General features: G+C 21.7%; 12 protein-coding genes. 6 read left to right on the top strand and 6 right to left on the bottom strand.

Annotated features, from left to right (window positions below):
* From AACL05_RS04105 to AACL05_RS04095, 3 genes are read left to right on the top strand one after another with little or no spacing between them, the layout of a single operon-like run.
* On the top strand, positions 1-123 hold the full coding sequence (locus tag AACL05_RS04105) for a hypothetical protein (RefSeq protein ID WP_255495889.1): 123 nt from the start codon (positions 1-3) through the stop codon (positions 121-123).
* Positions 124-141: 18 nt separating this feature from the next.
* Positions 142-1,374, top strand: a complete 1,233-nt coding sequence (locus tag AACL05_RS04100; protein WP_338962860.1) for a hypothetical protein — start codon at positions 142-144, stop codon at positions 1,372-1,374.
* Complete coding sequence (locus tag AACL05_RS04095; RefSeq protein ID WP_338962857.1) at positions 1,325-3,352, top strand: hypothetical protein; 2,028 nt, start codon at positions 1,325-1,327, stop codon at positions 3,350-3,352. The genes AACL05_RS04100 and AACL05_RS04095 overlap by 50 nt, the downstream gene beginning before the upstream one ends.
* Here AACL05_RS04095 and AACL05_RS04090 read toward each other — a convergent pair whose 3' ends face one another.
* Positions 3,353-3,634, bottom strand: a complete 282-nt coding sequence (locus AACL05_RS04090) for a hypothetical protein (protein ID WP_338962856.1) — start codon at positions 3,632-3,634, stop codon at positions 3,353-3,355. It abuts the gene before it with no gap.
* Between the two features lie 150 nt (positions 3,635-3,784).
* Entirely contained in the window at positions 3,785-5,491 is a 1,707-nt protein-coding gene (locus AACL05_RS04085) for a hypothetical protein (RefSeq protein ID WP_338986006.1), read from the bottom strand.
* 63 nt (positions 5,492-5,554) lie between these two features.
* On the opposite strand from AACL05_RS04085, the gene AACL05_RS04080 reads away from it, so the two are divergent.
* The 3 genes from AACL05_RS04080 (at position 5,555) to AACL05_RS04070 (ending at position 8,680) form a co-directional block, all read left to right on the top strand.
* Entirely contained in the window at positions 5,555-6,715 is a 1,161-nt protein-coding gene (locus tag AACL05_RS04080; RefSeq protein WP_338986007.1) for an Mbov_0401 family ICE element transposase-like protein, read from the top strand.
* A gap of 328 nt (positions 6,716-7,043) precedes the next feature.
* A complete protein-coding gene (locus AACL05_RS04075) occupies positions 7,044-8,006 on the top strand; it encodes an alpha/beta hydrolase (RefSeq protein WP_338962962.1) in 963 nt (320 codons plus the stop codon).
* 344 nt (positions 8,007-8,350) lie between these two features.
* Entirely contained in the window at positions 8,351-8,680 is a 330-nt protein-coding gene (locus AACL05_RS04070) for a hypothetical protein (protein WP_338962959.1), read from the top strand.
* 46 nt (positions 8,681-8,726) lie between these two features.
* Here the strand turns inward: AACL05_RS04070 and AACL05_RS04065 are convergent, their stop codons facing one another.
* From AACL05_RS04065 to AACL05_RS04050, 4 genes are all read right to left on the bottom strand, one after another.
* The gene (locus tag AACL05_RS04065) at positions 8,727-10,034 is read right to left on the bottom strand and encodes a hypothetical protein (RefSeq protein ID WP_338962957.1); all 1,308 of its coding nucleotides are present in this window, start codon (positions 10,032-10,034) and stop codon (positions 8,727-8,729) included.
* A 329-nt stretch (positions 10,035-10,363) separates the two neighbouring features.
* Positions 10,364-10,501 carry a hypothetical protein gene (locus AACL05_RS04060; protein ID WP_338962954.1) on the bottom strand — a complete coding sequence of 46 codons (138 nt, stop codon included), beginning with the start codon at positions 10,499-10,501 and terminating at the stop codon, positions 10,364-10,366.
* Positions 10,502-10,758: 257 nt separating this feature from the next.
* On the bottom strand, positions 10,759-11,301 hold the full coding sequence (locus AACL05_RS04055; RefSeq protein WP_338962953.1) for a hypothetical protein: 543 nt from the start codon (positions 11,299-11,301) through the stop codon (positions 10,759-10,761).
* Between the two features lie 25 nt (positions 11,302-11,326).
* A complete protein-coding gene (locus AACL05_RS04050; protein ID WP_338962950.1) occupies positions 11,327-11,518 on the bottom strand; it encodes a hypothetical protein in 192 nt (63 codons plus the stop codon).
* Between the last annotated feature and the right edge of the window lie 101 nt (positions 11,519-11,619).

Below are 11,619 nucleotides of genomic sequence, written 5' to 3'. Positions count from 1 at the left end.
ATGTTTTTTAAAATAATAAAAATTATTTTAGGTTTAATTGGAGTTTTATTATCTTCTGCAGTTGCTGGTTTAATTATATTTATTATAGTAAAAATTGTATTAAAAATTAATCAAATATTTTAAAGAAAGGTGGTGAATATTATGTTAGGTAGATTTTTAAGAAAAGATAAAAGTACTAATAATGAAGAAAAAACTAAATTAACTTTTTTAAAAGGTAAAAGTACACATGCTTCTATTTTAAGTTATTTTGGTTTTAATGATTTTAACCATGAAACTTATTTTACTGATTTTGTAGCAGAAAATAATGCTAATTTATATAATGCTCCATTAGAAATAAATAATGAAACTATTAAACAATATTTAATTCAACAAGAATTTTATAGAAAAAATTGAAATTCTATTTTTAAATTAAGTAAATTAGGAATTAGTGGTTATTTAATTTTTATTGCTAATGATGATTTATATTTTCAAGTCGTTGATATACAACAAAGAGTTTATGATATTACTGGTAAATTAATTCAATGTACTATTTTTTATGATAGTTATGAACAAAATGCACAAATGGTAAGATTATTTGAAATTTATACATTAAATAATGAACAAGTAACAATTAATCGTGCAATTTATAGTATTAGTGATAATAAAAAACAATTTCCATTAGATTTTAAATCATTCATTAATAATCCTAATTTAGCACAAGAACAAACACTAAATATTAACTATATACCAATAGCAATTATGAGAAATAAAGCAAATGAGCTAGCAGATTGTAATAAAGTAATGGATAAAATTAAAGCATTAGATGTTATTTATGAACAAATTGTTTTAGATACCATTTTAAATTCACCTAAATTTATATTTAGTCAAACTTATGGCAATGTTCAATCTTTAATAGAAGACGCAGTAAGAACTTTGGTTACTAAAAATTACATATTTAAAAGTGGTGGAGATAATAATGAACAAAATGAAAATATTAATATGACAAATAGTAATTTTAAAGGTAAAAATTTAACTGATATATACGATTGAAATGTTAATGAAATATTTAAACGTTGTGGTATTCATATACCAAGTCAAAAGAAATCAGCACAACAATCAGTTCCAGAAAGTACAGCTGTAAATATTTCAACTATTAATTATATTGAACAAAAATTATGACAATTTAATATTGATATTCTTAAATTTATTCAAATATTAGTACGTTTAGATAAAGACTTATTAAATAGTAAAACATTTAATATTAATGATGAACAAGAAATTAATAATTTAACAGTTAAGTTAAAATTATTTAATCCAGAAAATAACCAATTAATAGGAGAGAACAATGGAAAACAACAACAAACCACAAACGAAGTTTCCACAGAAACAAACTAAACTTAATCAAGCAGAAGTAGAAAATGATTATTTAATTGATAATATTCCTTATGACTTTACTAATATGATGCGCGCTACTAGTGACCCAGATATTAATAGAGCATATGATGAATTTAAAAAAAGAACCATATATATTTATGAAATTGAGCGTTTATTTAAAAATAATGAAAATAATAGTTTAAGATTTTCAGCAAATACTATTAAAATTGGTTTTATTGATATTGATAAAGTATTAAAAACTATTGCTGTTGAAACATCAGACTTTACTATGCAATTAAATCAAAGAGCAAGTACTAATATTAATGACAATACAATTGAATATAGTATGACTGATATTAAAAATTTAATATTTCAAGAAATAAATTTATTAAATCAATTTAAGTTATATGCTGTATCTATTAATGAACCATTAACTGAAAATAATATTGATAATTTATATATCATTAATAATTATTCACAACCTTATCAAAATCCAAAAACAAGAAGTACTAAAAGTATAACTATTATTAAAATTAAAGATTTTAAAACAAGAGATGGTTATCCAATCATTATTAAATTACAAAAACCATTAGATAAAGATACAAAAGTTATTGGTTTAAAAATTAAAGCCCCTAGAAGCATGATTTTTGGTAATATAAAGGTACTTGGTGAAATTGACAATATGGAAGTATACCCAAAGTTATTTGTTAAAGATAAGATAGCATTTCCGCTATTATCAATGCCTATTGAAACTCAGCCAAAAGTTAGAATATTACAACAATGATTTAGTGAACAAATATTACCTTGAAATTTAGCAAAAGAATTTATAGGCCAAGAAAAATCAGTTTTAGATTTGATTAAAATTAGTAGTGGAACTGAAACAAGAAGAGAAGTTATTAAAAACGCAAGAGTGACACATGCTTGATTAGGATATGAAATGGGTACTGTTTGAGATGGTAAGTGACCATTAAAAAAACAAAAAGAATTAAAAGATAAAGAAGTTTGAAATTTTGCTGGTGAAAGTCAATTTTATCAATATGTTGCAACCAATAATAGATTTGATGATATTGAAATTGAAATAAAAGATGCACCAACTAATGATAGTTTACAACAATTATTATTAGATATGCTAAGTTATACATATAATTATAATAGGAATTTTGATGGTGCAACATATGATGATAAAGGTGTTCCAGACAATGAAATTGCAAAGTTAAGAGCAAAATTTGAAGGACAAAAACCAGAAGAAGTAATAACTAATTTATTTAAACAATGAAAATTGGATTATCCAAATTATATAAATTTACCACAAGTTCATATTTTTAAGAAACTAGTAATTATGTTATCAAATAATATTTATTCAATTATGTCAATTAATAAAGGTTTAAATGATGATAATAAAATTTTGTTACCCTATTATTTTGAATTAAAATCGAGTCCAATAAAACCTACTGGTAAAGATATTTGAAGATTTAAAGATACCAAAGTTATATTAAAATCTGAGTATTTTGATTTTACAGATATGAATAACATTAAACTAAGAAATAATGATATTAGTCAAAATGAATTATTTAAATTAGACGATAATCAATTTAATTGATTATCTATAACCAATGAACTAGAAACTAATAATATACCTTCATTAATTCCATCAGATTTAACATTAGCAAATGGTGAATATGGAAAATATTTTACAAAATTAATCATTAGTAATAATAAAATTGAAAATGCTTTAAATTTATATGGTTCAAATAAATCTCAATTATTTTCTAAATTGGAATTTTATAAAGAAATATCACAAATTGATAATAATAGTGAATTTGAATTACAAATCGAAAATCCGATTAATAATCTAAATCGGATTGAAATTAGTGGAATATTTGGTGCTGAAAATTATGATTTTATTTTAATAACAGATAAACAAGAAATTGATTTAAAAAATATTAATTTATTCGATAAATATAATGAAAATATTTCTTATATTAACTTAGAAATTTAATTATTCAAAATAATTATTTGTGTAAGTACCATCTCATTTTATATCTTCATCATGATGCTTAATTTTTGAAAAATACAATCTAGTTTTATCAGGGCTATATCATTTATTTCATCAAATTGTAGTATCACCATATACTCTTTCACCATTTGGTTTTAAAAATGAATTTTCCATATTATGGGTAAGCACCCCCCCCATGATTAATCCAATTGTTCCAGTTGTAGCACCAGTTAATGCTAATACTAATGTTATTTTACTTAAATTTGTTTTTATTCATGTTTTCATATTAAATTACTCCTTTTTTCCTTGATTTTACTTATAAATTGTACTATTTTTGATTATTTTTACAAGTATGCTTTTAAATACAAAATAACGCCTAAATTAAAAGCGTTTATTTTGTGAGACCTATACTATTAATAATATTGAAATTATTTATTATATAGCAAATGTGAAGATACTTTTTTTCACAGTAGCATTATTTTTACCCCTAATTACATTTTTATATGGATATAGTACATAAAATAATGCATCATATGGGTCTTGATACATATTTCTGTCAGGAATGTTAGTTTTTGTTTCATCATAACGTAATTCTTCTAAACATTGAGTAGTTTTTGGTAAATCATTTTTATTTGCATAAAAGTTTCCATAACTCATAATATTTCTCATTCAAACTACTCTATTAGTTAATCCGGCTTCTTGATTTAAATTTGAAGCATGTTTAATAGCAGTTTGTGTTATTAAAATTGTATTTTGTTCATCTATTAATTTTTGATTTAATCAATCCATGGCAGTTCGTGCTTTATCATCATAAAAATAAATTGCTTGTTCAAAATTTTCAAAATTATCCATTAATCCTAAAATTTCATTAACATAAGCATTAATTTTTTCATTTTCATTAATAAAATCATTTGGAGTAACTACTAATTCACAAATAATATAAGCATCATAATAACCAGTATTATTATATTCTTTAAAACCAACTACCATAAATACAGTATGGTCTTTTGGTCCCGTAGCTCAATCAATACCAACACTATAAAAATCAAATTTATACATTTCTTTTTCTTGATTATAAAATTGTTTTAAGTCATATGATTGTCAATATTTTACAGTTTTTTGAAATGGAAAAATTGTTGCATCACTATCTAAAAATTCAAAACCATAAAAAACAGTATTAAATTCATCAGGATTACTTTTTTTCATTTCTAATAATGTTCTTTTTTGAATATCTGGTAATTTATTTCAAAACGGTTGAATAGTAAATCTTAAAACAAATAAACCTAAACCACTAAACATATCTTGATTTTCATAATAAATTTTGCCAACTTTTTTAAGATTTTCCATCACTTTATCATTTAATGGTAAAAATGGCGTACAGTATTTTAAATAAAATGGATGGTATTTATCATAAGGATTACATGTAAAAGTAATAAAAAAACTTTTATAAAAATAGCGAGTAATCTTTTTTCCAAAATTAGGACTATATATATTTTTATCAATAAACGTTCAACTTCATTCTTTAATAGGTTCTTTTGATACTTTAATACGATTACTTCTAAACATAGAGTTTTGTAAACGTTCATATCGATATGTTAATTGTTTTTCTGTTAGTGTTTCTTTTTCTTCTGCCATAATAATTTCATCTGTTCTTGAACCTAAAAAACTTGACCCACCTGCTTCTTTTCCAAAAATTTTATTACCATTAGCATAACCAATAAAGTCAATTTGTTGATTATTAGGAAAAATAATACATCCACCATCCTTAGTTATTTTTCATTTAATACCATGTGGATTATTAGGTAATAAATTAATATTATATTTATCTAATAAAACTTGACAAACATTCATTAAAGCACCAATTGTAGTTTCACTATGAGTATTTTCATATCTTCTTACTTCTTGAACACTACTATCACTAAAATTACAACATATAAATAAATCAAATGCTAAACAATTTCAAGTTTTTCTTGTTCCCCGTGCAGTTGGAATAAAACGATAAAAACAATTAGTAGTAAAATATTCTGCTCATTCATCACCAACAAATTGTTTAAAAATATCTCAACTAAAACCATAATTATTATCACTAAAATTAAGATTATATTTTTTATTTAATTGTGCATAACTAGTGATAAAAGCCATATTTACTCCTTATTAACATATATAAGTTAAAATTAAATTATTTAAAAGAAAGGAAAATTAAAAATGATAAAATTACCATTTCCTAATCATTTTGATTGAGACAAACACTATTTTAATCAAGATGAATTAAATTTACAACAAACAGAAGAATTATTTGCAAAAATAGATGATTATTTATGAAGTATATGTGATAAATCTGAATATAAATCATATAGATTTAGAAAAAGAAAATTAAAAACAAAAAAAGGTTTATTAAATTATAAACGACGTATTTGTATACATTATAACCCAAAAACACAAAAAAAGGAATTTGTTTCATTGCTAGATAACTATCTTGGTGTTAAAAAGTATAGTAAATTAGCACCAGATGTTATTAAACAAATTTTAAAATATTTTGCTGATGATAAAAAATATCGTGATGTTTGTGATACTTTTATTGAAGATTTAATAAGTAATAGTACAGTTTGTAGAACATATCAAAAATTTGAATTACCAAAAGCAAATATCCCTAAAATACTATTGCAACCAAATCAAACTTTATATATAAATATTGATGATGGGCATAGAAAATTTAAGTTTAATGAAAAACACAATACTAAAAATTGTAAAAAATGTTCTATGAGATTATTAGTATTTTGTACTGGTAAAAAGAAAAATGGAAAATTAATTAATAAAAGAGCTGTATGTAAAATAAGAGTATCAAAAACAGAAATTGGTGCAGAAAAAACAGCTAAATTTATTCAAAAATATGGTAATTTATATTTTGAAAACTTTGACCAAGCAAATTTAATAGTTTGTGGTGATAGTGCAAAATGAATTAGAAAAACTGCTACAATTTTAAATACTAAATTTATTTTAGATAAATTCCATGCTTTTCATGTTTTATTTCTTGGTATAATGGCTGGAAGAAGAAAAAATAAAATTGCTAAATTACACTATCAAAATGCAATAACTTTATTTGAAAAAGGTCAATATTATGAATTAATTGATTTTTTACAATCATTAACTTTGCAATATAAAAAATTAAAAGTTGGTTATTTTATTAATGCAAAAGATGGTGTATTAAACCAAGCACTAGTTGAAAATATTGGTTGCTTTACTGAAACTAATATTAAACAAATTTTAAAGCATATGATTGGTGATAGAACTTATAACATTGATATGTATACAAAAATGGTTAATTTTAAATGCTATCAAATAAATACTGCCATCCAGTTATTATAAATTAAAATTAAAGATTTTAAAAAACCAAAAATAAAATAAAACTTATTAAAGATGCTTTAATAAGAATTTTTGTGTTATAAAAGTAAGTATTATTGTTGACTAATATTTTTCAAGTGTTAAGATTAACATACAATTGCATATTGAAGTCAAAATTATTCTCGTCTAACTTTATAATTTTAAGACAAATTTGAATATTATTGACAACATCGGTACGCTCCCAATATTTTTATTAAAACAAAACCATTTAAGGTTTTGTTTTAATAAAAATAAAATTAATTTGATAAAATATTAGTAAGTATTTATATATTATTGGAGGGTATCATTTATTATGGATAATTTTTGGCAACATTATTGATGAGCAATACTTATCGTAGTTTTAGCTATGTTAATAATACTTTATATTTTATATAGAATTTATCAAATTTTCCATATTGATTATCACTGAGAACTGAATCATCATTTTCCACAATGAAGTAACGAGGGAATCATTACTAGGGATAACTATTTTTTACATACTGAATTTAAATTTGTTGATAATAGTAAATATATTATTATTGGTATTCATGGTATGGGTGCCTCTTTAACAGACTTTAAAACAGCTGCTAAGTTTTTTACTAAACATGGTATTTCATTTTTAAGTTTTGATCAACGAGGTTGAGGAGAAAATGAAAAATGAAAATATCATACTTTTGGAACAACTATTAATGATATTAAAGATATTATAACGGTTTTGAATGAACGTTATCCTAATAAAAAAATTTTATTAATGGGTGAATCATTAGGTTCTGCATTAACAGCATTAGCAATTAAAAGATTACCAAAAATGATTGATGGTGCAATTTTAACTAATTTTGTTACTAAGAAACAAATATTTAAAATAAAACCTTCATTAGTTTGTCATGCAATTTGAGGATTTCTATTTTATAAACATCATCCATTACCTATTACTTTTGATATGGAAACAATTTCTATTAATTCTAATTATATTAAAAAAGGGAAAATTAGAGCAATGACTAATATGAAATTTACATTATTATTTTCCTTACAAGCACAAAAATTAAGTAAACAAGTACCAAAAAATCTTAATAGTGCTAAATGTCCGGTTTTGATTGTTCAATCTGCAAAAGATATATTTGCTGATTTTGATAAAATTGCAAAAAATAATAAACGTTGAAGACAAGGGATAACTTATAGTTTTTATGAAGAAGGTAATCATGCAATTTTAAATGAACCCAATATTAATATTATTTTAGAAGATATTTTAACTTGAATAGAAAAAGAACATCTATAATGATTATTTATGATATTAGATCAAAAAAATAATTAGAAAATTTAAAAATAGTAAATAATAGTTGATTGCGTAATTTTTATTTTATAGTTATAATAGTATTTATAATTTAATAATTGTTCATACCTAGTATAGTTAAATTACTATACTAGGTTTTATTAAATTAAAATTATATGTGAAAAGGAAGATAAAAATTATGAATATTATTACAATCAAAAAGAATTAATGAATGAAATTGAAGGTTTATTAGAAGAAATTGAAAATAAAATTGAAGTAGAAAGAAGAATTGATGAAACTAAAAAGAAATATTAGGTGATATTTCAGATTCTGTAGGTACTCCTGCCTATATGCAAACAGCTGGACTAGTACAATATATTAAACAACAATTAAACGAGGAGAAGTCAAAAACAAATTCTAATATTAAACAATTAATGTCAATTATGTCAGAACTTAATGAAGTAAAAGAAAAAATAGATGTCACAGGTCAAGATTATAATTGACGTAATGCTAGAAAATATAAAACATCTAATAATCCTGAATTTTTAAAAAGAATTGAAAACCTTAAAGTTGAGTGTTTAGAAATTCACAAAGAATATTTAATTAATAATTCTAATCAAATGACAGAAAACCAACCATCAGCATCTAATCAAAGTAGTGTAAGACAACATTCATTGTAAAAATAATGCCTTAATTAATGCATCATTTTTTATATATTAAATTTAATTATTTTTTAAATTGAAAACTAATATTATCTAAATCAATTGCTAAACTACAACCAGCAATTAAATTTGGTGATGAAGTAACACGTGCATTTCATTGATAATAAATATTATTATCATCATGGTATACATAAAGTTCAATAATTGGAAGTTGAATAATAAGATCAGAAATTGCTACAACTTTATAAGGATTTTGTAGTTCATATTTAATATTTTTATTAGTAGTAATATTATTAGTATCACCAGTAAGATTATTATTTTCTTTATATGTACCCATATTATTAATTGATAGTTTAGAATTATTAAAATTAAATTTAGGATAAAGTTGTGAAAATTGTTCTCAATTTTTTGCATATTTAGTTCAATTTAAAATGATTTGTTGATCACTATTTTTTGATCAATCATTTTTATTAATATTGCTAAAGTCTTCTTTATAATGATAGTTAATACTTTGTTTTATATTTTGGACATTTCATTTTGTATAGTAAATTGCTACTAAGTTATTATCATTATCAAAAATAAAATTTAATGAATAATCTTTTATATTTAGGAAAAGGGGTGAATTTTTAATAAAGTTAAATATGTTAGTATTTTCAACAATTAAGTTAATAATATTATTTGTTAATTGGTTACTAATTAGTTTGTTTAAACTGCTTTTATTAATGAATTGTTGACTAATATTATAAGCTATTGCTAAAGAAATTTTATTATTAATAGCAGCATCAGCAATGTAATATAATCCTAAGTTCTCACTAAGATTGTTATTATTTTCAATTTTAGAAGCACCAGCAATGTTAGAAATATCAATATTTTGTTCAAGACCACCAAATTGTAAATATGTTCAATTATTGTCACCAATAAAATTATTTTGTTGATATTCGCTAAAATTGTAAGCATCAGAATAATTAGGATTGCTTTTAAGTGATGTTACTTTCTTCTTGGTAATCATTTCTTGTTTTGTATTTTCAATATCTGATTTATCTTTATTAGGAATAGTAACTTTGGTATTATAAACTAGGTTACCTGTTGTATCTACTAAGAAGACGTTTCTAGCATTGGTAAAAGTATAACTTTTTAATGCTGAAGTATCATAACTATAAAATTTATGATCGGTTGTTGATTGGTTAGTAATTCAGTCACTATTATTTAAATATTGATATTGATTATTAAATAATGATGTTTGATTAGTAGTGACGTTTGCTTTTTGTAAATCATTTTTGCTACTATTAAAGTGATTTACACTAGTTAAAATAGTGGTACTTGTTGCTAGTGAAAAAATACCAACTGTTAAAATATTTATTGTTTTTCTCATATTTTATACCTTTAAAGTTAATATATAATTTTAATAAAGATATAAAGTTTATATCATCATTAAAATTATAACGATATTAAACTATCGTTATTTATATTATAGTACTTTTAACGAAATTCTACAATGAATTTTAAAGTATGGTAAAGTTTTTATTTTGATAGATTATGTTGTAAAAATGTCTTCTAATTATTAAATATCATGAATTTAAAAATAAATATAAATGATTATTTACAGTAAAAGAATAAAACTAATTTATAATTATGAAAAGGAGAAGAAATTAAATTATTACATAAAAAAATAAAGTTACTTAGGTAACTTTATTTATGAATTTACATTTGTTTTTTTGAACTTGAACTTTTTTTCTCATTTCTTATTTCATCTGTTGCTTTTCTATTTATTTCAGCTTCTTTGATATGTTTTTCAGCAACTTCTTTAAATTCTTTAAAATCATCTCAAAGTTTTTTCATAAGAAAAACCTCCGTTTTTAATATAAAAAACCTATTTACTTTAAGAATAAAGTAATAAGGAAAAAACTAATATTAGTTTTTAATAATTATATATAAATAATAATATATTAATTTAATGATTTTAATTTTTTATTTTAGGTAACTTTTTTAATATAAAAAATATTTATTAATGTAACACTAATGTACTTAGTTCATTATTATTTCAAATGAATACCCAATAAATATTTATAATTTAATTATAAGTTAATTGAAAGTATCTATCTAGAACAACTTGGGTTTAATTTACAAAATTGTTTATTGAAGTCTAAAATTAAATATATTTCTTGTATAAAATAAATATTATTTTTTATTGTTCCATATTTTAAATTTATAATAATTCTTTTAAAAAAATTATTATTTTCTTTATTTATTAAGCTTAAAGTTTCTTCATTAAAATGATATTTTTTTAAATTATTTTTCAAAATTAGGAATTGTTCATTTTTGATATATTGATAATTTAATGGTGAAGTTAGTATATTCACTAACAATCATTTTTCATCACTTAGATGCATATTTTTATTAATTATTCTGTTTTTTTTATTTTTAATGCAGTCAATAATATTTGTTATTAAAAATGAATAATTTTGTTTATTAACAAATTCAAGAGCTCCAATTAAAGGTTCTGTAGATAAGAGTTTTCTAAACTTTTTTGTTTCTCTATTAGACAATAAATGACTGTCTGTAAGCTCACAATATATTTCTTTTTTATTTCTTAAATGTATTTTATAATCTATTTCTCCTTTATTATCGTTTTTATCCAATGATTCATATGATAAAAAAATATTTTTAAAATCCTTTGAATAAAGAATTAAACATGAGATAAAATCATTTATTTTTAAATCTAATGTTTTTTGTTTCAGAAACTATACTGCCGTCTTCATATATATAATTATTGTAAGTTATTTCATTGGTAAAATAAGAAGCAATATTTTTATTTTCTATTGTATTTAATATAAATTTAGATTCTAATAATTTCATTTAATAATAACTCCATTTAGATAAAAAAATCATTAATAAATGATATTTTTTTGTTAATTTTGCTTTTTCATATTGAACTTGTAGAACTAAGAATTGATATT

It is taken from the genome of Spiroplasma endosymbiont of Thecophora atra, assembly GCF_964019735.1.
Lineage (GTDB): Bacteria > Bacillota_I > Bacilli_A > Mycoplasmatales > VBWQ01 > Spiroplasma_E > Spiroplasma_E ixodetis_A.
This window is presented reverse-complemented; position numbering and strand designations above follow the sequence as displayed.